Annotated in this window: 17 protein-coding genes; 15 read left to right on the top strand and 2 right to left on the bottom strand. The window is 72.8% G+C overall.

The features are described 5' to 3' along the window. Window positions 1-45: 45 nt before the first annotated feature. From ggt to hflX, 5 genes are all read left to right on the top strand, one after another. Window positions 46-1,833: a gamma-glutamyltransferase gene (gene ggt, locus ACIBSV_RS32390; protein ID WP_395869598.1), complete on the top strand. Its 1,788-nt coding sequence runs from the start codon at window positions 46-48 to the stop codon at window positions 1,831-1,833. A gap of 128 nt (window positions 1,834-1,961) precedes the next feature. Next, the gene (dapF, locus tag ACIBSV_RS32385) at window positions 1,962-2,816 is read left to right on the top strand and encodes a diaminopimelate epimerase (protein ID WP_395869378.1); all 855 of its coding nucleotides are present in this window, start codon (window positions 1,962-1,964) and stop codon (window positions 2,814-2,816) included. A 111-nt stretch (window positions 2,817-2,927) separates the two neighbouring features. Continuing rightward, complete coding sequence (locus ACIBSV_RS32380; RefSeq protein WP_395869376.1) at window positions 2,928-3,671, top strand: hypothetical protein; 744 nt, start codon at window positions 2,928-2,930, stop codon at window positions 3,669-3,671. A 224-nt stretch (window positions 3,672-3,895) separates the two neighbouring features. Then, window positions 3,896-4,609, top strand: coding sequence for a DUF4097 family beta strand repeat-containing protein (locus tag ACIBSV_RS32375; RefSeq protein WP_395869374.1), 714 nt, complete (start codon window positions 3,896-3,898; stop codon window positions 4,607-4,609). A gap of 223 nt (window positions 4,610-4,832) precedes the next feature. Beyond that, entirely contained in the window at window positions 4,833-6,338 is a 1,506-nt protein-coding gene (gene hflX, locus ACIBSV_RS32370) for a GTPase HflX (RefSeq protein WP_395869372.1), read from the top strand. Between the two features lie 101 nt (window positions 6,339-6,439). Here hflX and ACIBSV_RS32365 read toward each other — a convergent pair whose 3' ends face one another. Continuing rightward, entirely contained in the window at window positions 6,440-7,522 is a 1,083-nt protein-coding gene (locus ACIBSV_RS32365) for a trypsin-like serine peptidase (protein ID WP_395869370.1), read from the bottom strand. Window positions 7,523-7,733: 211 nt separating this feature from the next. Between ACIBSV_RS32365 and ACIBSV_RS32360 the strand changes: the two genes are divergently transcribed. The 9 genes from ACIBSV_RS32360 to ACIBSV_RS32320 all read left to right on the top strand — a co-directional run bounded on the left by ACIBSV_RS32360 (window position 7,734) and on the right by ACIBSV_RS32320 (window position 20,934). After that, window positions 7,734-9,302: a diaminobutyrate--2-oxoglutarate transaminase gene (locus tag ACIBSV_RS32360; RefSeq protein WP_395869368.1), complete on the top strand. Its 1,569-nt coding sequence runs from the start codon at window positions 7,734-7,736 to the stop codon at window positions 9,300-9,302. Next, complete coding sequence (locus ACIBSV_RS32355; protein ID WP_395869366.1) at window positions 9,299-10,864, top strand: pyridoxal phosphate-dependent decarboxylase family protein; 1,566 nt, start codon at window positions 9,299-9,301, stop codon at window positions 10,862-10,864. The genes ACIBSV_RS32360 and ACIBSV_RS32355 overlap by 4 nt, the downstream gene beginning before the upstream one ends. 151 nt (window positions 10,865-11,015) lie before the next feature. Further along, entirely contained in the window at window positions 11,016-12,812 is a 1,797-nt protein-coding gene (locus tag ACIBSV_RS32350; RefSeq protein ID WP_395869364.1) for an IucA/IucC family protein, read from the top strand. A 28-nt stretch (window positions 12,813-12,840) separates the two neighbouring features. Beyond that, window positions 12,841-13,518 (top strand): GNAT family N-acetyltransferase, encoded by a 678-nt coding sequence (locus tag ACIBSV_RS32345; protein WP_395869363.1) that lies wholly within the window; start codon window positions 12,841-12,843, stop codon window positions 13,516-13,518. Then, window positions 13,515-14,984: a lysine N(6)-hydroxylase/L-ornithine N(5)-oxygenase family protein gene (locus tag ACIBSV_RS32340; RefSeq protein ID WP_395869361.1), complete on the top strand. Its 1,470-nt coding sequence runs from the start codon at window positions 13,515-13,517 to the stop codon at window positions 14,982-14,984. The genes ACIBSV_RS32345 and ACIBSV_RS32340 overlap by 4 nt, the downstream gene beginning before the upstream one ends. Further along, a complete protein-coding gene (locus tag ACIBSV_RS32335) occupies window positions 14,908-16,770 on the top strand; it encodes an IucA/IucC family protein (protein WP_395869359.1) in 1,863 nt (620 codons plus the stop codon). The genes ACIBSV_RS32340 and ACIBSV_RS32335 overlap by 77 nt, the downstream gene beginning before the upstream one ends. An 87-nt stretch (window positions 16,771-16,857) precedes the next feature. Beyond that, window positions 16,858-17,715 carry a carbon-nitrogen hydrolase family protein gene (locus ACIBSV_RS32330; protein WP_395869357.1) on the top strand — a complete coding sequence of 286 codons (858 nt, stop codon included), beginning with the start codon at window positions 16,858-16,860 and terminating at the stop codon, window positions 17,713-17,715. Window positions 17,716-17,832: 117 nt separating this feature from the next. Continuing rightward, a complete protein-coding gene (locus tag ACIBSV_RS32325) occupies window positions 17,833-18,783 on the top strand; it encodes an SGNH/GDSL hydrolase family protein (RefSeq protein ID WP_395869356.1) in 951 nt (316 codons plus the stop codon). A gap of 108 nt (window positions 18,784-18,891) precedes the next feature. Then, window positions 18,892-20,934, top strand: a complete 2,043-nt coding sequence (locus tag ACIBSV_RS32320) for an ATP-dependent DNA helicase (protein ID WP_395869354.1) — start codon at window positions 18,892-18,894, stop codon at window positions 20,932-20,934. Window positions 20,935-21,029: 95 nt separating this feature from the next. Here the strand turns inward: ACIBSV_RS32320 and lexA are convergent, their stop codons facing one another. Further along, complete coding sequence (gene lexA / locus ACIBSV_RS32315) at window positions 21,030-21,740, bottom strand: transcriptional repressor LexA (RefSeq protein WP_395869596.1); 711 nt, start codon at window positions 21,738-21,740, stop codon at window positions 21,030-21,032. Window positions 21,741-22,369: 629 nt separating this feature from the next. Here lexA and nrdR point away from each other — a divergent pair. Continuing rightward, window positions 22,370-22,864 (top strand): transcriptional regulator NrdR, encoded by a 495-nt coding sequence (gene nrdR, locus ACIBSV_RS32310; RefSeq protein WP_395869352.1) that lies wholly within the window; start codon window positions 22,370-22,372, stop codon window positions 22,862-22,864. Window positions 22,865-22,979 lie beyond the last annotated feature (115 nt).

The raw sequence follows: 22,979 nt of genomic DNA, 5'->3' as shown, positions 1-22,979 counted from the left end.
ACCTGCTCGGGGGAGGCGGTCGTGATCCGCTCTGTTCGTCGCGCCATGGCGCTGGGTACGGCGCTGGGGCTCGCGTTGACCATTCCGGGAGTGGCGTCCGCGCACCCCGGTGAGTCGGGCGGCCCGCCGGCCAAGCAGCCGGTGGCCACGGGATGGGGCGGTGCGGTCTCCAGCGTCGACCCCGACGCCACCCGGATCGGTCTGGACGTGCTGCGCCGCGGCGGCAACGCGGTGGACGCCGCGGTGGCCACGGCCGCCGCGCTCGGCGTCACCGAGCCGTACTCGTCGGGGATCGGCGGCGGTGGCTACTTCGTCTACTACGACGCCCGCAGCCGCACCGTGCGCACCCTGGACGGCCGGGAGACGGCACCCGCGCGGATGGGCGAGGGCGCGTTCCTCGACCCGGCCACCGGGCTGCCGATCCCGTTCGACCAGGGGGTCAACTCGGGGCTCTCGGTGGGTGTGCCCGGAACCCCGCAGACCTGGAACACCGCGCTGCGCAAGTGGGGCACCACCAACCTGCGCGCGGCCCTGGAGCCCGCCCGGGCACTGGCCGAGCGCGGGTTCGTGGTCGACCAGACCTTCCACGACCAGACCGCGGCGAACGCGAGTCGGTTCGACGACATCGCCCCGACCGCGAAGCTGTTCCTGCCGAACGGACAGCCGCCCGTCGTGGGCAGCGTCTTCCGCAACCCGGACCTGGCCCGGACCTACGAGCAGCTCGGCCGCAACGGCGTGGACTGGCTGTATCGGGGCGGGCTCGGTCGCGAGGTGGTGCGCACCGCCCAACAACCACCGATGGCGCCCGGCGCGGACCGGGTCTTCCGGCCCGGCCTGATCGAGACCGGTGACCTCGCCCGCTACCGGGTCCTGGACCAGCGGCCCACCCGTGTCGACTTCCGCGGGCTGGACGTCTACGGCATGGCGCCGTCCTCGTCGGGCGGATCCACCGTGGGCGAGGCGCTCAACATGCTGGAGACCACCGACCCACGCCGGCAGGACGAGGTCGTCGCGACGCACCACTACCTGGAGGCGTCCCGCCTCGCCTTCGCCGACCGCAACCGCTACGTCGGCGACCCGGCCTTCGTGGACGTACCGCTCCGGGGCCTGCTCGCGGACGGCTACGCCCGGGAGCGCGCGTGCCTGATCGACCCCGACCACGCCGCGGTGAGCCCGGTCCCGCCGGGTGATCCCACCGCGCCGTACGACCGGAGCTGCCGGCCCACCGGCACGCCCGAGGCGGCCGAGCCGATCGAGGGGCTGTCCACGACCCATCTGGTCACCGCCGACCGCTGGGGCAACGTGGTGTCCTACACGCTGACCATCGAGCAGACCGGCGGCAGCGCGATCACCGTGCCCGGGCGCGGCTTCCTGCTCAACAACGAACTGACGGACTTCAACTTCGCGCCGCTCACCCCCGGCGTGTTCGACCCCAACCTGCCCGCGCCGGGCAAGCGCCCGCGCAGCAGCATGTCGCCGACGATCGTGCTCCGCGACGGTCGGCCGTTCATCGCCGTCGGCTCGCCCGGCGGCGCGACCATCATCACCACCGTGCTCCAGGTGCTGACCGGGCGGCTGGACCGCGGGCTGTCCCTGCCGCAGGCGGTCGCCGCGCCGCGCCTGTCCCAGCGCAACGGAGCGGCCACCGAAGTCGAACCCGGGGTGCCGGCTTCGCTGCGCACGGCCCTGGAGCAACGCGGGCACGTGCTCAAGGCCAATCCGGAGATCGGCGCCGCCGCGGCGCTGGAGTTCCTCCCGGGCGGCCGGGTCCAGGCGGTGGCGGAACCGACCCGCAGGGGTGGTGGCGCGGCGGGTGTGGTCCGGCCCGACTGATCGGGCCCGATGGGCGGGAGGCATTCGATAACGGGCCTCAATCTCGCCGACCCGCCCCCTTCCCACGCCCGAGCGCCCCCGGTGGAAACCCGCCGGGGGCGTTCGCGGTCACGGCCTAGGATGGTGCGGTGAGCACTCTGCACTTCTTCAAGGGCCACGGCACCGAGAACGACTTCGTGATCGTGCCGGACGCGGACGGCGAGCTGGACCTGACCGCCGAGCAGGTCGTCGCGCTGTGCGATCGGCGCGCGGGCATCGGCGCCGACGGCGTGCTGCGCGTGGTGCGCGCGGCGAAGGACCCGGCCGCCGAGCATCTGGCGGGCGAGGCCGAGTGGTTCATGGACTACCGCAACAGCGACGGGTCGATCGCGCAGATGTGCGGAAACGGCGTGCGGGTGTTCGCCCGGCACCTGGTCGAGCGCGGCCTGGCCGAGGCGGGCGAGCTGCGGGTGGCCACCCGCGGTGGGATCAAGGTGGTCACCGTACCGAGCGAGGGCGCGGTCACCGTCGACATGGGCGTGGCCCGGCTGCCCGGCTCCGGGGGCATCGGGGTGGACGTCGAGGGGCGGGTGCGGCCCGCGACCAACGTCGACATGGGCAACCCGCACGCCGTGGTGTTCGTCGAGGACCTGGCCCAGGCGGGCCCGCTCCACACGGCGCCCGCGGTATCCCCGGAAGGGGCCTACCCCGAAGGGGTCAACGTCGAGTTCGTGGTGCGTCGGGGACCGGAGCACGTGGCGATGCGGGTGCACGAGCGCGGATCCGGGGAGACCCGCTCGTGTGGGACCGGGGCGTGTGCGGTGATGGTCGCCGCGGCGCGGGCGGACGGTGCGGAGCCGGCCGTCACCGGTGAGCCGGTCACCTACACGGTGGACGTGCCCGGTGGTCGGCTGGTGATCACCGAGCGGGTGGACGGCCATATCGAGATGACCGGCCCGGCCGTGATCGTCGCCGAGGGGCGGGTCGACCTCGCCCGGTTGTGACATCCGGGCCGGCGATGTCGCCGGCGCCATCGGGCACCTGTGCACGCCCGGCGCCCCGTGATAGGTCTTGCATGACCTGGTCAAGCAATACCGTCATGGGGAGACACCGACATGAGCAGCTTGGACACGGCACGCGCCACCACCCGCGCGGTGAAGAAGACGGTGCAGGCGGGCGGGGCCTTCTTCTTCGCGCCGAACACGGTGGCGCGCGGCGCGGAGTTGGGCCTGGACGGCGTGACCCTGTACATCACCGGTCGCGGCGGGGTGCTCGGTGACGCGGACGACGAGACGGTGGTGCGCGCCTTCCACCACTTCACCGCCGAGACCCTGATCCCGCTGTGGGAGGCGGGCCGCAAGGTCGCGCCGCCCGCGCGGATCGGCGAGCTGTACGCGGACTGCGTGCGCGCTTGGGGTCGCGAGCACCTGGCCGACCTGCCCGAGGTGGAGCGACTCGCCGCGATCACCACCCGGATCGTGCGGGCCAACGATCTGGGTGGGCTGGCTCCGCTCTATTCGGCCTGGCGCGGTGTACCTCTTCCGGATGACGCGCCCGCCGCGCTCGCGCAGAACCTCCAGACGCTGCGCGAGCACCGCGGCGGGCTGCACATCCTGGCCTTGGCCGCGCATCGTCTCGCACCGGTGGAGGCCCAGGCGGCCGAGGCAAGCCCGTATCTGGAGTTCTACGGGCACCGGAAGCCGTTTCCCGAGGTCACGGCCGAGCTGAGGGCCCGGCGGGAGGCCGCGGAGGAGCTCACGGACGAGCTGGTGGCGGCGGGCTACGCGGTCCTGGACGAGGCCGAGGCGGCCGATTTCGCCGCCCTCGAGCCGGCCCTGGGCGCGCGCCTGGCGCACTGACGCGGGCGGTGGGTCCCGGTACCGGGGTCCGGGAGAACCCCTAGGCGGGTCCTTCCTGGAGGTGGAGCGCCTCGGGGCTCTCTCCTGCCAGGGAAGGACCCGCCTTACCCGACGCCGGACCGACGCGGGACGAGGCGGGTATTCCTAGCCTGGGAGGTACCAGGAAAGCGGGGGAGTGGTCGTGCGTTCGGGCGGCGCACCCCGCCCCGACCCAAGGAGATTCCATGTCTGCCCGCACCCGCCGACTGACCCTGTTGGCCCCGCTGGTCGCGCTCCCGCTGGTGCTCACCGCGTGCGAATTCAACGTGGACACCGACGACCACGAGGCGGAGAAGAAGACCACGTCCTACGACGTCACGCAGAACGTGCGCTCCATCAAGGTGGACAGCAACGCGGGCAACGTCAAGGTGACCGAGGCCGACGTCAAGACGGTCAAGGTGACGGAGAAACAGCATTACGACAAGACGGCCCCGACGACCACGCACAACGTGGACGGCAACGGCCAACTGGTCCTGGACTACGACTGCGCGAACAAGAAGGCCTGCTTCGTGGCGTACGAGGTGACCATTCCGCGCGGGGGCGCCGCGCTCGACATCCGCACCGACGCCGGCAACGTGACCCTGCGCGATGTGACCGGGACGCTCAACCTGCACACCAGCGCGGGCAAGATCGACGGCGAGGGGGTCACCTCGGCGAAGGTGACCGCGCAGACCAGCGCCGGGTCGATCGACCTGACCTTCACCAAGCCGCCCACCGACGTGGACGCCAAGACCAACGCGGGCCGGGCCACGGTGCGTGTCCCGGGTGGGCAGCAGTACGCGGCGGACGTGTCCACCACCCTCGGCGACACCGACGTGAAGGTCTCGCGCAACGACCAGTCGCAGCACAAGATCAAGGTGCACACCGACGCGGGACAGGCGCGACTGCTCACCTCGTGAGGTCGCGGCGCGCGGTGGACCCGCACGGCGGACCCGAGAGGGTGCCTCGGGTGGGCGCCCGGGGCGCGGCGGCGGGTCTGGCGGACCGGAGCGGCCGGGTTCGCGGATGTCGCGTGACGAACCGGCCGAAAACCCGGATGCCCGTGCGGTGGCCGCCGTGGGACCATCGTGACGGCCGCCCCGGGGAATGGAGCGGCCCGCCGACTACGTTGAACAGGACGATATGACTTCTCGCTCACACCGCGCCGGACACGACGACACGGACTCGACTCCCCCATTCGACGACGCCGACGGCTTCGACGACGGAGCGGCCTTCGACGGATTCGGAACGGGCGATGACGTCGGGGTCGGTCCGCTCGACTACGACGGCGACCAGTTCGACCGCGAGGAGCGCAGCGCGCTCCGCCGAATCGCCGGTCTCTCCACGGAGCTGACCGATGTCACCGAGGTCGAATACCGGCAGCTTCGCCTGGAACGGGTCGTGCTCGTCGGGGTCTGGACCGACGGGACCGCGGCCGACGCCGAATACTCGCTCAAGGAACTCGCGGCGCTCGCGGAAACCGCGGGCTCGCAGGTGCTGGACGGACTGATCCAGCGCCGTGACAAGCCGGACCCGGCGACCTACATCGGGTCCGGAAAGGCCAGGGAACTGCGCGACGTGGTGATCGCCACGGGCGCGGACACCGTGGTCTGCGACGGTGAGCTGACCCCGGGTCAGCTCATCCAGCTCGAAGACGTGGTCAAGGTCAAGGTCGTGGACCGCACGGCGCTGATCCTGGACATCTTCGCGCAGCACGCCAAGTCCCGAGAGGGCAAGGCCCAGGTCTCGCTGGCGCAGATGCAGTACATGCTGCCGCGCCTGCGCGGCTGGGGTGCCTCGCTGTCGCGCCAGATGGGTGGCGGCGGCGGTGGCGGGATGGCCACGCGTGGTCCCGGTGAGACGAAGATCGAGACCGATCGTCGGCGCATCCGGGAGAAGATGGCCAAGATGCGCCGCGAGATCGCGGACATGAAGAAGGCCCGGGACACCAAGCGGCAGGAGCGGCGTCGCAACGCCATCCCGTCGGTGGCCATCGCGGGTTACACCAACGCCGGCAAGTCCTCGATCCTGAACCGGTTGACCGGTGCGGGCGTGCTGGTGGAGAACGCGCTGTTCGCCACGCTGGATCCGACGGTGCGCCGGGCCGAGACGCCCAGCGGTCGCGGGTACACGCTGGCGGACACGGTCGGCTTCGTGCGGCATCTGCCGCATCAGTTGGTCGAGGCGTTCCGGTCCACCCTGGAGGAGGTCGCCGACGCGGACCTGATCCTGCACGTGGTGGACGGCTCCGACCCCACGCCGGAGGCCCAACTGGCGGCCGTACGCGAGGTGTTCACCGAGGTCGAGGCGCACAAGGTGCGTGAGATCGTGGTGGTGAACAAGGCCGACGCGGCCGATCCGGAGGTGCTCGCGCGGCTGTTGCGTCGGGAGAAGCACGCGATCGTGGTGTCCGCCCGGACCGGGCAGGGCATGGACGAGCTGCTCGCGCTGATCGACGAGGAACTGCCGCGTCCGGACGTGGAGGTCGAGGTGGTCGTGCCGTACGAGCGCGGCGATCTGGTCGCCAAGGTGCACGGCAGCGGTGAGCTGCTGGCCACCGAGCACCGCGAGGAGGGGACCTGGCTGCACGCCCGGGTGGGCCGGCAACTCGCGGCCGAGCTGGAGCGGTTCGTGGTCGCCAAGCGCTGATCCTCGGAGCCTTCGGGCCCGGGTCGCACACCGACATCGGTGTGTGGCCCGGACCTTCGTCGTGTCCGGGTGCGGCTGTGGCGCGGGGTGCGGTGGTCCGTTCAGCGTTTGCCGCCCAGATCCTCCAGCATGCGGCGGGCCTCCTGGCCCAGGTAGGGGCCGGCGATCCAGGTGTGTCCGGCGCCGCTGAGCGCGCTGTTGCCGATCAGCCGCAGGGTGCCGTCGGGGGCGGTGGCGTACCAACCGCCGCCGCTGGCGCCGGCCGTCATGGTGCAGCCGATCCGCAGCAGCGGCGGCGCGTTCGGGTCGACGGTCACCCGGCGCGGGGCCTGGGTGCAGCCGAACATGGTCAGGCCGTCGAAGGGGGCGTCCTGGGGGTAGCCGTACGCACTGGCGGCGGGGAGGTCGCGCGGGGCGTCGAACCAGACCGGCAGGGCGCGGCCGACCACCTCCTCCAGGCTGCGCGTGCCGCGGTCGGGGTTCTTGACCTCGACCACCGCGTAGTCGTGGGCGGTGGCCGGTGAGGTGGAGCCGGTGCCGCCCGCGCGCCACTGCTCGGAGGTGGCGACCGAGGTCGCCGGCCACTGGCCGAACGGCGCGACCGGGCCGGGGTTGCCGAGGTTGGCCAGGGTGGCCTGGCCGCTGCTGTTGAACGCGGGCACGAATTGCAGGCTGGCGAACCAGGTGCCGCCGCGGCCGGCGTGGACGCAGTGGCCGGCGGTCCAGACCAGGTTGCTGCGGCCGGGGCGCTTGGGGTCGGCGACCACGGTGCCGGAGCAGACCGAGGGGCCGTCGGGGGCCTCGAAGAAGAGTTTGCCGACGGCGACGGTGCCGGCCTCGCCGGTGTAGGGGCGGGCGATCGGTCGGGCCTGTACGGGCGGTGGCTTGGCCTCGGCGAGCACGTCGGGCAGGGGGCCGCCGGTGGCCTGCGGGTCCGGCTCCTCGGGGGCCGCGGCGGGTGCGGGTGGGCCCTCGTCGCTCTTGGGGTCCCGGGGTTTGGCCCGGCTCATGCGTTCCGGGGTCCAGTGCGCGGGATCGCCCGGATCCGCGAGCGCCCCCGGCGCCCTGTCATTGCCGTCGTCGTTGCCGGCGCCGTCCAGTGTCAGTGCCATGACGGTGCCCGTCACCAGCAGCGACACCGCCACCGTCAGCGTGACGAACAGCGTGCGAACGCCGCGCGTCAAGCGCCTACCTCCCCGTGTGCGCCCCCGTATTCGACCGCCCGACAGTATCGGAGGGCGCGCCGGCCGTGATCGGGCGGCGGTTCGGTCGTTGTTTCAGCAGGGGCCGTCGATCCGGCGATAGTCACTCGTTGTGATGATGGTTTTGCCTTCCGTCATCATTTAAAGGTAAGCCTTACCTAATTCCGATCGCCCTTGTGGAGGTGCCGCAGTCATGACCGCCGCCCTGACCAGGCCGGACGACCGCTCCGGTACCGAGGACCCGGCGTCACCCGCGCCGCCCGCCGACACCACGCTTGCCGACACCACGCCCGCCGACACTGCTCATGCCGACACCGCACCCGCCGACACCGCTCATGCCGACACCGTGCCCTCGGATGCCGGGCGGATCGGTCGGCAGCGCTCCGGCACGCCGGTCGCCGATGGGCCGGGCATCCTGCGCCGGCAGGCAGCCCGCGAGTCCTCGGCCCGCACCTACGCGCGATCGTTGCCGATCGTGCCGGTGCGGGCGCGCGGGATGACCGTCGAGGGGGCCGACGGCCGGCGCTATCTGGACTGCCTCTCCGGCGCCGGCACGCTCGCGCTCGGCCACAACCATCCCGTGGTGCTCGCCGCGATCCGGGGCGTGTTGGACACGGGCGCACCGCTGCACGTGCTGGACCTGGCCACGCCGGTCAAGGACCGTTTCGTCGAGGAACTGTTCGCCACGCTGCCGCCGGAGTTGGCGCGCGACGCCCGGATCCAGTTCTGCGGCCCGGCCGGCACCGACGCGGTGGAGGCGGCGCTGAAACTGGTGCGCACCGCGACCGGGCGGCGCGGGGTGGTCGCGTTCACCGGCGCCTACCACGGGATGACCGAGGGGGCGCTCGCGGTCGGCGGCGACACCGCGATCCGCGACGCGATCGGTGCGGGCACCGGCGACACCGTACGGCTGCCGTTCCCGCAGGACTACCGCTGCCCGTTCGGCACCGGCGGCGCCGAGGGCGAGCGGATCGCCGCGCACTACGCGCGCACGCTGCTGACGGATCCGGGCGGCGGAGTGCCGGCCGCCGCCGGGATGATCGTGGAGCCGGTCCAGGGCGAGGGCGGGGTGCTGCCCGCGCCGGACGGCTGGCTGCGCGAGATGCGTCGGCTGACGGCCGAGCGCGGGATCGCGTTGATCGCGGACGAGGTCCAGACCGGCCTGGGCCGCACCGGCGCGATGTGGGGTGTGGACCACGCCGGCGTGGTGCCGGACGTGATGGTCGTGTCCAAGGCGATCGGCGGCAGCCTGCCGCTGGCGGTGGTGGTCTACCGCGCCGAGTTGGACCGCTGGTGGCCCGGCGCGCACGCGGGCACCTTCCGCGGCAATCAGCTCGCGATGGCCGCGGGCACCGCGACGATCGCGTTCGTGCGCGAGCACCGACTGCACAAGCGTGCGGCCCTGCTGGGGGCCCGACTCGCGGGCGCGCTGCGCGATCTGATGCCGGATCAGCCCGCGATCGGGGAGGTGCGCGGACGCGGCCTGATGCTCGGCGTGGAGATCGTCGAGCCGGACGCCGCCCCGGACGCGTGCGGGGCCCGTCCCGCGGCGCCGCGGTTGGCGATCGGGGTGCGGCGCGAGGCGCTGGCCCGGGGGCTGATCGTGGAACTGGGCGGGCGTCACGACAGCGTGGTGCGGCTGCTGCCGCCGCTGACGATGACCGACGTGCAGGCGGACGCGGTGCTGGAGCGGCTGGCGGACGCGATCGAGGCGGCCCGCTCCGGCCACTCGGGCACGGCGGCCGGATCGGGGTCGGCGTGAGCGGCGCGCGGCACGTCGGACATCCGGTCGGGGCCGCGCTCGCGGGCGGGGTCACCGGAGCCGACGAGCTGCGGGCGCTGGTCGAGGTCGCGCTGTCCGCGCTGGAGGCCGGGGTGGGCGCGCGGGGCGGGCCGCTGCCGGCGGGTGGTCCGGGCGCGGTCGCGGCCGAGGTGGCCCGGGTACTGGGCCCGGGCGCGTTGGGCGCGGGTGCGGCGGGGGCGTTCGCGGCCGCACGCGGGGCGGCCGGCGGTGGTCCGGGCCCGCTGCCGGTGATCGGGGTGGGCGAGTCCGCCGCGCTGCGCGAGTTGTCCGCGCTGCTGGCGTGGGGTACGGCCGATCCGGCCGATCCGCACTGCGCGGGGCATCTGCACTGCCCGCCGTTGGCCGTCGCGGTGGCGGCGGACCTGGTCGCCGCCGCGCTCAACCCCTCGCTCGACTCGTGGGACCAGGCCCCGGCGGCGAGCGCCCTGGAGGTCGAGGTGGTCGCCGCGCTCGCGGGCCTGGTCGGCTTCACCCCCGGAGTGGCCGGCGGCACGATCACCAGCGGCGGTACCGAGGCCAACCTGATGGGTCTGCTGCTCGCGCGCGACACCGCCGGGCCCGGGGTGGGCCGGCGGCGGATCCTGTGCTCGCAGGCCGCGCACTTCTCGGTGCGCCGCTGCGCGGGCCTGCTGGGCCTGGGCGAGGACGCCGTGGTCACCGTGCCGGCCGGCGCCGACCACCGGATGGACCCGGACGCGCTGGCCGCGGCCGGTCGGCGGGTGCTGGCGGGCAACGACCGGATCGCGGCGATCGTGGCCACCGCGGGCACCACCGACCTGGGTGCGATCGAGGCGCTGCCGGCGATCGCCTCGGTGGCCCGCGAGTTGCACGCGTGGCTGCACGTGGACGCGGCCTACGGCGGCGGCGCGCTGTTCTCGGACCGGCTCGCGCCGCTGCTGGTCGGGCTGGATCGGGCCCACTCGGTGGGTCTGGACCTGCACAAGCTGGGCTGGCAGCCGATCGCCGCCGGGGTCTTCCTGGTGCGCGACGCGGCGCTGCTGGGCCCGCTCGCACAGCGCGCCGCGTACCTGAATCCGGACGACGACGAACAGGCCGGCTACCTCAGCCTGTTGGGCAACTCGCCGCGCACCACGCGGCGCGCGGACGTGTTCAAGATCGCGGTCACCCTGCGCGCGCTGGGCCGCTCGGGGCTGGGCGAGCTGGTCGATCGTTGCCACGATCTGGCCCGGCACGCGGCGGAGTTGATTCGCGCCGACCCGCGCCTGGAACTGGTCGCGGAGCCGGTGCTCACCTCGGTGGTCTTCCGCTACCTCCCCGACCGGTACGACGGGCGCAGACCCGCGGACCGGGCCGAGGCGGACCGGGTCAACGCGGCGCTGCGCCGTCGGCTGCTGCACGAGGGGCGGGCGGTGGTGGGCCGTACCGAACTGGGCGAGGGGCCCGGCGCGATCCGGCTCAAGCTCACCCTGCTCAACCCGAACACCACCGGCACGGACCTGGCGGCGCTGCTCGCGGCAGTGGTCGAGGCGGGGCGCGCGGAAAGCGCCCCGGTGGGCTGACGCTCCGTCAACAATCTTCGGTTCCGCGCGCCTCGCATGTTTGCGACCTTTTGCGCCAAACAATCGACACGGGTCGAAATCTCCATATCCCGACAGCACGCCCATTCACGGGCATCGACCACCGGGTCGATCGACACCACACGGAGCAGCGATGACCATCGCGGGTCCCGATCCGTCCGCCGTGCGGACGGATCCCGAAACGGACCATCTCGACGCGCCGGACACCCGGCGGGCCGCCGACGGGGCGACGGTCGAATGCCTGCTCCGCTGCTGGGTGCGCGAACGCGCGCTGCCCGAGCCGGAGTCGAGCATGCTGACCATCGATCTGCCCGCGATCGGCCGGACCCTGACGGTGCCGGTGCACTACTGGTCGCCCTCGGGGTGGCACCGCTTCGGCGCCCCGCGCCTGATCGACGAGGGCCCGCTGAACGCGGTCACGCTGACGCTGCTGTTGGGCGACGAGGCGAGCGCGCAGGAGGCGAGTGAGCGCGAGGCCGGCGCGGGGGCGCGCGAGGCCGGCGGGGCGTGCGGAGACACCGCGATCCGGGTGGCCGACTCGGTCACCCGCGCCGAGCGCTACATCGCCTACCGCCGCGCGCACCCCGAGGACCCGCCCGGTACGGCGCCGTTCCTGGCCGCCGAGCAGTCACTGGTGCTGGGCCATCCGATGCACCCCACGCCCAAGAGCCGAGACCGGCTCGACCCGGACGAGGACGCCGCGTGGTCGCCGGAATTGCGCGGCTCCTTCGCGCTGCACTGGTTCGCCGCGGACGCCGACCTGGTCGCGCAGGACAGCGCGCTGGAGCGCGAGGCGGCCGAGGTGCTCGCCGAGTTCGCCGGCGAGTTGCGCGCGCCCGCGGGCACCGTGCTGGTGCCCGCCCACCCGTGGCAGGCCCGGGACCTGCCCGAGCGCCCGCATCTGCGGGCGCTGTTCGACGCGGGTCGGCTGCGCGCGCTGGGCCCGGCCGGCGCCCCGTGGCATCCCACCTCGTCGGTGCGCACCGTCTATCGGCCCGACGCCGAGGTGATGCTCAAGCTCTCGCTGGGCCTGCGGATCACCAACTCGCGCCGGGAGAACCTGCCCAAGGAACTGCTGCGCGGGATCGAGGTGCACCGCCTGCTGCGCTCCGGCCTGGAGCACGAACTGCGGTCCGTGCACCCCGCCTTCGACATCGTTCGCGATCCGGCCTGGATCTCGGTGGCGCCGCCGGAGTCGTACCCGCGCCAGGACCGACCCGCGGCCGGCCTGGAGTTGGTGCTGCGGGCCAATCCGTTCGCGGTCGACCAGCGGGTCTCGTGCGTGGCCGCGCTGGTGGCCGAACGGCCCGGGATCGGCCCCTCGCGGCTGGCCGGATACGTACACGCGCTCGCCGAGCGCACCGGGCGGGCACCGGCCTCGGTCGCCGAGGAGTGGTTCGAGCGCTACCTGGCGGTGGTGGCCGAACCGGTGTTGTGGCTGGACCGGCACGCGGGCATCGCGCTGGAGGCGCACCAGCAGAACACCCTGGTCCTGTTGGACGCGGACGGCCTGCCGGTGGGTGGACGCTACCGGGACAACCAGGGCTACTACTTCCGCGCCTCGCGCGCGGGCGACCTGGCCCGCCGGTTGCCCGCCGCGGGGGTGGCCAGCGACACCGTGGTGGCGGACGAGATCGCCGACGAGCGGCTGGCCTACTACCTGGGCGTGAACAACCTGCTCGGCCTGATCGGCGCGTTCGGCGCGCAGGGCCTGGTCGAGGAGTCGGTGCTGCTGGCCCGCCTGCGCGCGTTGCTCGCCGGCCACGCGTCCACCTCCGGCGCGGCGCGCTCGCTGCTCACCGATCCCAGGCCGCGCTGCAAGGCCAACCTGATGACCCGACTGCACGGCCTCGACGAACTCGTCGGTCCCGTGGCGACGCAGTCGATCTACGTGCACATCCGCAACCCGCTCGCCGACGCCCCGGCGTGAGCCCGGTCCCAGGAGGTTCCGTCCCCGTATGAGCCCGTCATCCCTGTCGTCCCGCACCACCGATCAGCCGGCGCTCGCCGAGGCGGAGACCGTGCGCCTGGCCACCCGGCACCCGCGCGCGGGGCTGACCGGACCGCTCGCCGAGGCGGCGCGCTGGGGAGCGGTCCCGCTTCCGGTGGGCCGGTTCTCGCTGCACGAGATCCACCCCAAGCGCGACCTGGCGCTGCTGCACGCGTGGATGAACGACCCCGCCATCGCCCCCTGGTGGGAGTTGGCGGGGGACGAGGAGGTGGTGCGCCGACACCTGGCGACCCAGGCCGCGGGTACCCACACCAACGCCTACCTGGGCTGCCTGGACGACGAGCCGATCAGCTACTGGGAGCTGTATCGCGCCGACCTGGACGACCTGGCCCGGCACTACCCCGCGCGCCCGCACGACGTGGGGATCCACCTGCTGGTCGGCCCGGCGGCCCGGCGCGGGTGCGGGATCGGCTCGCTGCTGCTGCGCGCGGTCGCCGAACTGGTGCTGCGCGCCGCCCCCGACACGATGCGCGTGGTCGGCGAACCGGACGTGCGCAACCACGCGTCGCTGGCGGCCTTCGCCCGGGCCGGCTTCCGGCACGCCGGCGACGTCGAACTCCCGGACAAGACCGCCGCGTTGATGATGCGAGCGCGCAGCGTGCGGGAATCGGGTGCCCGACGGTGACCGAACGCCTGCCCGCCCCGCGCCGGGCGCCCGATCCCGGCGCGGTGGTGTACGACCTGGTCGGCGTCGGCATCGGGCCGTTCAACCTCGCGCTCGCCGCGCTGGCCGACCGGGTCGAGCCGCTGCGCACGCTGTTCCTGGACCGGGCCCCCGCCTTCAGTTGGCATCCCGGGCTGTTGCTGGACGGCACCACGCTCCAGGTGCCGTTCCTGGCCGACCTGGTCACCCTGGTCGACCCGACCAGCCCGTGGTCCTTCCTGGCCTATCTGCGCGCGCACGACCGGCTGTTCCCGTTCTACTTCGCCGAGCGGCTGCACGTGCCCCGCCGCGAGTACGACCACTACTGCCGGTGGGTCGCCGAGTCGCTGCCGGCCTGCCGGTTCGGCAGCGACGTGGCCTCGGTGTGCTGGGAAGGCGACCTGTACCGGGTCGAGTTCCGCGACATGGGGACCGGCGAGCGGCATCACGTGCACGCCCGGCACGTGGCGCTGGGCATCGGAACCGAGCCGGTGGTGCCGGAGCCGTTCGCGCGCCTGCTCGGCGAGAGCGTGCTGCACGCGGCCGACTACCTCGGCCACCGGGCCGACCTCACCGACGCCGAGGACGTCACGGTACTGGGCTCGGGGCAGTCCGGCGCCGAAGTCTTCCTGGACCTGCTGCGCCGGCGCGGACCGAACCGGCGCCTGACCTGGCTGACCCGCTCGCCCGCGTTCGCCCCGATGGAGTACTCCAAGCTCGGCCTGGAGCACTTCACGCCCGACTACACGCGCTACTTCCACGCGCTGCCCGAGCCGGTCCGCGACCGCCTGGTGCCCGAGCAGTGGCAGTTGTACAAGGCGATCAGCGCGGACACCATCGCCGCGATCCACGACGAGCTCTACGAGCGCGGGATCGCGGGCGGGCGGGTGCGCGCCACCTTGATGCCCGATGTCACGGTGACCGCCGCGCGCACCACCGGCGAGGGGGTGGAACTGGGCTGTCGGCACGGCGAACAGGACCGCGCCTTCACCGTGCGCACCGACCGGGTCGTGCTGGCGACCGGGTACGCGCCGCGGCATCCGGCGATATTGGATCCGCTCAAGGACCTGATCGCGCGTGACGACGCAGGCCGGCCGTTGATCGACCTGGACCATCGCGTCGAGCTCGCCGAGCACGTCACCGGCGGGCTGTACGCGCAAAACGCCGAGCTGCACACACACGGCGTGGGTACACCCGACCTGGGCCTGGGCGCGCACCGGGCCGCGACCATTCTCAACTCCGTGTGCGGCAGCGCGGTCTACCGGCTGCCGATCCGCACCGCGTTCACCACGTTCGGCCTGGCCGCGGGCGACACCGAGCCCGTGCGCCGGCCGCACCGACGGAGCGCGACCGACCCCGCAGAGGTACGCAATGTCGCAGTCGAACCCGGCAGCGGGGCCCATCGAGGCCGAACTGCCGCACCAGGGCACCCGACCCGCCGCGCCTGAGCCCGCGTCCCGGGTCCCCGGCGCGCGACCGGGCGCCGCCGGTGACCGGGACCTCTGGCGCCGGGTCAACCGGGACATGATCGCCAAGGCGCTCGCCGAGTTCGCCTACGAGGAACTGCTCGGCCCCGTCGCCGACGGCGACACCTACACCGTGGACGTCTCCGGCGACGTGCACTACCGCTTCCGGGCCCGGCGCGGCGCCTATGACGCCTGGCACGTGGACCCCGCCTCGGTAGTGCGCGAATGGGAGGGCGGCGCCGACCCGGCAGAGGACATGCTCCAGTTCCTGCTGGACGCGCACACCGTGATCGGGCTGAGCGGGGACACCGCGGGCCACCTGGTGCGCGAGTTGACCGCGACGCTGGCCGCCGACGCGGCGAGCGCGGCGAGCGCGGAGAGCGCCGCGACACTGGCCGACCTGGGCTACGCCGAGTTGGAGGGCCACCAGACCGGCCATCCGTGGATCGTGCCGAACAAGGGCCGGGTCGGCTTCTCGGCGAGCGACGCGCGCGAATACCCGCCGGAGGCGCGACGTCCGCTGCGGCTGCCGTGGATCGCGGTGCACCGGGACCTGGCCGTCTACCGCGCGGTGCCCGGGCTGGACCGGGCGCGGCTGTACGCCGAGGAACTGGACCCGGAGACGATCGAGCGCTTTCGTCGGGTGCCGGCCGCGCACGGTTGGGACCCGGACGACTTCCACTGGCTGCCGGTGCACCCGTGGCAGTGGGACGAGACGATCGCGACGCTGTTCGCGCCGCAGATCGCCGCCGGTGCGATCATCGCGCTGGGCGAGGCGGAGGATCACCACCTCGCGCAGCAGTCGGTGCGCACCTTCCTGAACCTGGACCGGCCCGCCCGGCGCACCGTCAAGCTGCCGCTGTCGGTGCTGAACACACTGGTGTGGCGCGGCCTGCCCAGCGAACGCACGCTGGCCGCGCCCGCCGTCACCGACTGGGTGCTGGGGCTGCGCGACGCGGACCCGTTCCTGCGCGACGAGTGCCGGGTGATCATGCTCGGCGAGACCGCGTCGGTCACCGTGCGCCACCCGGTCCTGGAGGAACTGCCGGGCGTGCCCTACCAGTACCGCGAACTGCTCGGCGCGATCTGGCGCGAACCACTGGCCCCGCGCCTGGACCCGGGCGAACGCGCCCGCACGCTGGCGTCGCTGCTGCACGTGGACCCGGACGGCCGGCCGTTCGTCGCCGAACTGATCGAACGCTCGCAACTGGCGCCCCGGGTGTGGCTGCGCCGGCTCTTCCACGCGCTGCTCCCGCCGCTGCTGCACTGCCTGTACAAGTACGGTCTGGTGTTCTCCCCACACGGCGAGAACGCGATCGTGGTCTTCGACGAGCACGACGTCCCGGTCCGGCTCGCGATCAAGGACTTCGTCGACGACGTCAACATCAGCGATCAGCCGCTGCCCGAATTGGCCGAACTGCCCGTCGAGGTCGCCGCGGTGCTGCTTCGGGAACGGCCGGACTACCTGTGCCAGTTCATCCACGCCGCGCTGCTGGTCGGCCACCACCGCTACCTGGCCGATCTCGCGGCCCAACACCTGGGCGTCCCGCAGGAGGGCTTCTGGGCGCTGGTGCGCGAGGAGATCCTGGATCACCAGGCGGCGTTCCCCGAACTCAAGGACCGGCACGAGCTGTTCGACCTGCTCACCCCGCGGATCGAGCGGCTGTGCCTGAACCGCAATCGGTTGCTTCTGGACGGCTACCGGGACCGCCCCACGCGTCCGCACGTGGGCGCGCACGGGAGCGTGCCCAACGCGCTGTGCATGTGAGGCGCACCGCACGCCGCGACCGGGTCGCGAACAACCTGTCCGGTTTGCCGATGGTGTGATCCCCATCACGATGCCAGAATGCGGCGGGTGACCGACGTCGCCGAAAACGCGAGGCAACCGCTGAGGGTCGCCGCCGCACAGGCCCAGGCGCGGCCGGGTGACATCCCCGCGAATGTCGCCACGGCCGCGCAACTCGTGCGCTTCGCATCCTCGGCCGGTGCCGATGTCGTGGTGTTGCCGGAACTGTTCCTGTCGGGCTATGACCTCGACCTGTTCCGACCCGACGTCAAACCGTGCGACATCGTGCCCGGCGACACCCGGCTCGGTGAACTCCAGGCCGCCTGCTACGCCACCCGTACGGTCGCGGTGGTCGGCGCCGCGGTGCGCCGCGCGGGCGGGCGGACCATCTCGCTCGTGGTGATCGGCCGCGACGGCGACGCGCACGTGGCCTACGACCGCCAGCACCTGTGGCACGACGAACGCGAACTGTTCCTCCCGGGCGACCACGGCTGCACGATCGAGATCGCCGGCTGGCGCCTGGGCCTGGGCAGCGCCTACGACGTGAGCTTTCCCGAGCACGTACGCGCCGCCGTGCACGACGGATGCGACGCGTACCTGTGCCCCGGGGTCTACACGCGCGGCGACGGCGAACACCGCCGCGATCTGTACTTCGCCGCCCGGGCCCTGGAGAACACCTGCTACACCGTGGTCGCCAACCACATCGGCGACACCGTGCTCGGCCCGGCGTGCGGCCGCAGCGGCGTGTACGGGCCGGACGGACGGGTGGTGATCGAGGCGGACGGGGAACGGGTGGACGTGGTCGCCGCGACCTTCCAGGACATCGAGATCGACGCCGCGCGCGAGTGCCTGACCATGCTGGAGGACCTGCCCGCGTCCCGGCGCCCGGGGGCCGGTCAGCGGCGCGAGACGATCAAGCTGGACTGAAACCCGCACCGGCTCGTGACCGGCGGATGCTGGAAACCGCGCGCGGGAAACCCTAGTCTCACCGGACCGGGACCTACCGACGGGTAACGGGAGCCGGCACGACGGAGGGGAGCGCACGTGCGCACAACTCGCAGGGCGATCGCGGGTCTGGCCGCGCTGACGGCGCTCGTCGCGCTGTCCGCTTGCTCGGACGACTCCGACGACAAGGCGGCGTCCGCCGACAAGAAGGCCGGCGTGCCGGCGGCGGACAAGGGCACCGCGCCGAGCGCGCTGCCGGTTGCCGCGAGCGGGGCCACCTATGTCGCGCTCGGCGATTCGTACGCGGCGGGCGTGAAGATACCCGTGATCGTGCCCACCGCGCCGCCCGGGTGCAGCCGCTCGGAGAGCAACTACGCGCACCTGGTGGCCAAGCAGAAGAACATCGCCGGCTTCGTCGACGTCACCTGCGGCGGCGCCAGGACCCCGGACATGACGGCGGGTCAGCAGACCCAGGGCTCGCCGCCGCCGCAGTTCGACGCGCTGCGCCCGGACACCGCGCTGGTGACCCTGGGCATCGGCGGCAACGACATCGGCTTCTCCGAGATCGTCACGACGTGCGTGATCCAGAGCCGCAGCACCACCTCGACCCAGCCGTGCACCGACAAGTACGCCGGCGGCGGCAACGACGAGCTGGCCAAGCGGATCGCGGACACCGCGCCGAAGATCGCCGCCACCATCGCCGGGATCAAGGAGCGCTCGCCCAAGGCCCGGATCCTGGTCGTGGGCTATCCCACGATCCTGCCGGAGAGCGGTCCCTCGTGCCCCGCCCAGGTCCCGGTCGCCGAGGGCGACCTGCCCTACCTGCGCAAGGTGGTGCCGGCGCTGAACGACATGATCGCCAAGGAGGCGGCCAAGCAGGGCGCGGAGTACGTGGACACCTACGCCGGCTCGGCCGGCCACGACGTGTGCCGGCCGGTCGGCACCAAGTGGATCGAGGGCATCAAGCCCGAGTCGCCCGGCGCCCAGGTGCACCCCAACGCGCTCGGCCAGGAGGGCATGTCCAAGGCCGTGCTCGCCAAGCTCGGCTGACCCGGGTCCGGGCGGGCCCGACACCGGGACACGACCTCGCGGGAGAAGCCGGACGAAGCGGGCCGCGCGGTCGGCGATGTCGGTCGGAGCATCTAGGCTTGTCGCCCGATGAGCGACTCCGACCGTCCCGAACTGACCGAACTCCTGCACGCCGCCGTTGCCGCCGTCGGCGGAGCGGAGCGGCCCGGACAAGTGTCCATGGCCGAGGCCGTCTCCGGCGCGGTGGCCCGCGCCGAACACCTCCTGGTCCAGGCGGGTACCGGCACCGGCAAGTCCCTGGCCTACCTGGTGCCCGCGCTCGCCGCGCGGCGCAAGGTCGTGGTCGCCACCGCGACGCTCGCGCTCCAGCGTCAACTGGTCGAGCGCGACCTGCCGCGCACGGTCGAGGCGCTGCGGCCGATGTTGCGCCGCTCGCCGACCTTCGCCACGCTCAAGGGCCGCGGCAACTACCTGTGCCTGCACCGGCTGCACGACGGTCCGCCGGACGAGGGCGAGGTGCTCTTCGACCCGGCGCCCACGAGCAGGCTGGGCCAGGACGTGGTCCGGCTGCGCGAGTGGGCCGACGACACCGAGACCGGCGATCGCGACGACCTGAGCCCGGGCGTCAACGACCGGGCCTGGGCCCAGGTGTCGGTGTCCTCGCGCGAGTGCCTGGGCGCCTCGCGCTGCCCGTACGGCGACGACTGCTTCGCCGAGGCCGCGCGGGAGCGGGCCAAGCAGGCCGACATCGTGGTCACCAACCACGCGCTGCTCGCCATCGACGCGTTGGAGGACGCGCCGGTGCTGCCCGAGCACGAGTTGTTGATCGTGGACGAGGCGCACGAGTTCGCCGGCCGGGCCACCGGGGTGGCCACCGCCGAGCTGAGCCTGAGCGCGGTGGACCGCGCCGCGCGCCGCGCGGGCAAGCTGGCCAACGAGGGCGCGGTGGACAACCTGGACGCCGCCTCGGAGGCGTTCAAGAAGACCATGGAGGGGCGCGAGCCCGGCCGACTGCGCGAGGTGGACCCGGATCTGGGCTGGACGGTGTCCGCGCTGCGCGACGCGAGCCGGGGCGTGATCACCTCGCTGGGCGAGGTCCGGGACAAGTCGCTGAGCAACGAGGACGCGGCCCGGCGGCAGGCGCTGGCCGGCGTCGAGCACATCCACGACACCTGCGAGCGCATCCTCAAGGGCTCGCCGCACGACGTGATCTGGCTGGAGCGCAACGAGCGCACCGGCGCCTGTCTGCGAGTGGCGCCGATCGCGGTGGCCGGGCTGCTGCGCGAGGCGCTGTTCGGCGACCGCACCGTGGTGCTCACCTCGGCCACGCTCAAGCTCGGCGGTGACTTCCGCGGCGTGGCGGGCAGTCTGGGGCTGACCGCCGAGGGGCTGCTCACCGACGAGCCCGCGCCGGTGCCCACCGAGGTCGCGGTGCATCCGGGGGACGGCGAGGAGCCGGACGAGGACGCGGACCCGGATACCGACGCGGACCTGGCGGCGTGGCGCTGCCTGGACGTGGGCTCGCCGTTCGACTACCCCCGGCAGGGCATCCTCTACGTCGCGCGGCATCTGCCGCCGCCGGGCCGGGACGGGATGAGCGTGGACACCCTGGACGAGCTCGCCGAGCTGATCGAGGCGGCCGGCGGGCGGGCGCTGGGCCTGTTCTCCTCGCGGCGCGGCGCGGAGGCGGCCACCGAGGCGCTGCGCGAGCGGCTCGAGATGCCGATCCTGTGCCAGGGCGACGACTCGCTGGCGGAGCTGTTGCGGCGATTCGCGGCCGAGCCGCGCACGTGCCTGTTCGGCACGCTGTCGTTGTGGCAGGGCGTGGACGTGCCCGGGCCGTCCTGCCAACTCGTGGTCATGGACCGCATCCCGTTCCCGCGTCCGGACGACCCGCTGATGAGCGCGCGGGCGCAGTCGGTGCAGGAGAACGGCGGCAACGGCTTCATGGCGGTGTCGGCCACGCACGCCGCGCTGCTGATGGCGCAGGGCGCCGGCCGGCTGATCCGGGCGATGGACGACCGGGGCGTGGTGGCGGTGCTCGATCCGCGGCTGGCCACCGCCCGTTACAGCGGGTTCTTCCGGTCCTCGATGCCGCCGCTGTGGTACACCGAGGACCGCAATCAGGTGCGCCGCTCGCTGGCCGCGATCGACAAGGACGACAGCGCCTGAAGCGTCACCGTGTCGCGAACGCGAGACGGGCGGTCGTACGGCGAACTCTCGCCGTACGACCGCCCGCTGCCGGTATGTCGATGTCCCCGGTCATCTCAGACCCGTCGCATGACGGCCACCACGCGGCCCAGGATGGTCGCCTCGTCTCCGGGAATGGGCTCGTAGGCGGGGTTGTGCGGCATCAGCCAGCGGTGCCCGTCCCGGTGCCGCAGACGCTTGACGGTGGCCTCGCCGTCGATCATGGCGGCGACGATGTCGCCGTTCTCGGCGACCGGCTGGCGGCGCACCGCGACGTAGTCGCCGTCCATGATCGCGGCCTCGATCATCGAGTCGCCGCTCACCTTGAGCAGGAACACGTCGCCGTCGCCGACGAGCTGGCGCGGCAGCGCGAACACGTCCTCGATGGACTGCTCGGCCAGGATCGGGCCACCGGCCGCGATCCGACCGACCACCGGCACGTAGGACGCGGCCTGCGCACCGCGTTCGGCGTGCGGCCCGGCCGGCGCGAGCGGGCGACCGCCGTCCGGCGAACGCACCTCATAGGCGCGCGGGCGATGCGGATCACGGCGCAAATAGCCCTTGCGTTCCAGGGCCATCAGTTGATGCGCGACGGAAGAAGTGCTCGACAGGCCGACCGCCTCGCCGATCTCGCGCATGCTCGGCGGATATCCGCGTGTCTCCACGGAGGAGCGGATCACTTCCAGGACACGGGTCTGGCGCGGCGTCAGCCCCCCCGCCGGACGCCGCGTCGAACCACCCTGGACCTGCCCGTTCTCGGTGCCCGGGGCGGGCGCCGGAGGCGGCACGGTGGTGCTGTGCGGGTGTTTCACGGGGAGACTTTCGGTGCGGATTCCGGGGTGGATGGCTCCGGTGGCTTCTCCGGTCACGGCTGGCCCTTTCGACGGATTGCTCGCACGTGGAGAACGGTAGTCGGGTTCGAAAGGTTGCGCCAAACACACGTTCGAGTGAATTTAGGCCAATCCAGTGGCGATCATTCGGTTCCCGCTGTAGTAATCGTACATACATTCGAATTCGGCTCGGGGAAAACGCTCGTTTCGACTGCCCGATATGTGGCATCCGTGGCTCGTGTGCCACGACACGCGGCCGGCCGGGTTAATTTTCGCCGGACGTCGGGCGGTGACCTGCGGGGATGACGAGAGGTCACCACGGGCTCTCCGAGTGTCTGCGCGTCGGCTTGCAGCGCTCGGGGTCGCGGTCTACCGTAGCCACTACATCTTGTGGTCGAGGTCGCTAAAGGAACCCACAAGTTGTGGTTGCCGTATATACCATATTCCCGGAGCGCACCGGACGGGCCCCACGCGGAGACCCCGGGGCGAGGGCGCGGCAACAACCCGGGCACGCTTCGCCATACCGCGCGCGGCGCGCATGAGCAACACGGACGACCTGCGTCTCAACGAGGGGGAGAGGGAACCGCATGCACTGCCCCTTCTGTCGGCGAGCGGACAGCCGCGTCGTGGACAGCCGGACCACCGACGACGGCGCCGCGATCAGGCGTCGTCGCTCGTGTCCCGACTGCGGACGGCGCTTCACCACGATCGAGACCGCCTCGCTCACGGTGATCAAGCGCAGCGGCGTCACCGAACCCTTCAGCCGGGACAAGGTCATCGCCGGGGTGCGCAAGGCGTGCCAGGGCCGCCCGGTCACCGGCGACGCGCTGGCCCTGCTCGGCCAGCGGGTCGAGGAGGCGGTACGAGCCACCGGCTGCGCCGAGTTGACCACCCACGACGTGGGCCTGACCATATTGGGCCCGCTGCGGGAGCTCGACGAGGTCGCCTACCTGCGGTTCGCGTCCGTGTACCGGGCCTTCGAGTCCCTGGAGGACTTCGAGGCCGAGGTCGCGCTGCTGCGCGCCGGTCGCGCGGAGCCCGCGGTGCCCGTGGACGCGGCGGACAGTCCCGCCTCGGACTGATCGCGATCACCAGAAATCAATTTCGGTAGCACACGAACGACGGACCACCCGACCGGTCGGCGGACATCCCCCGGGACGTTTCCGCCTGCCCACGGCGTTGTTCAAAAGAGGAGAC

Origin of the sequence: Embleya sp. NPDC050154, from assembly GCF_044460165.1 — a bacterium.
GTDB lineage: Bacteria > Actinomycetota > Actinomycetes > Streptomycetales > Streptomycetaceae > Embleya.
This window is presented reverse-complemented; position numbering and strand designations above follow the sequence as displayed.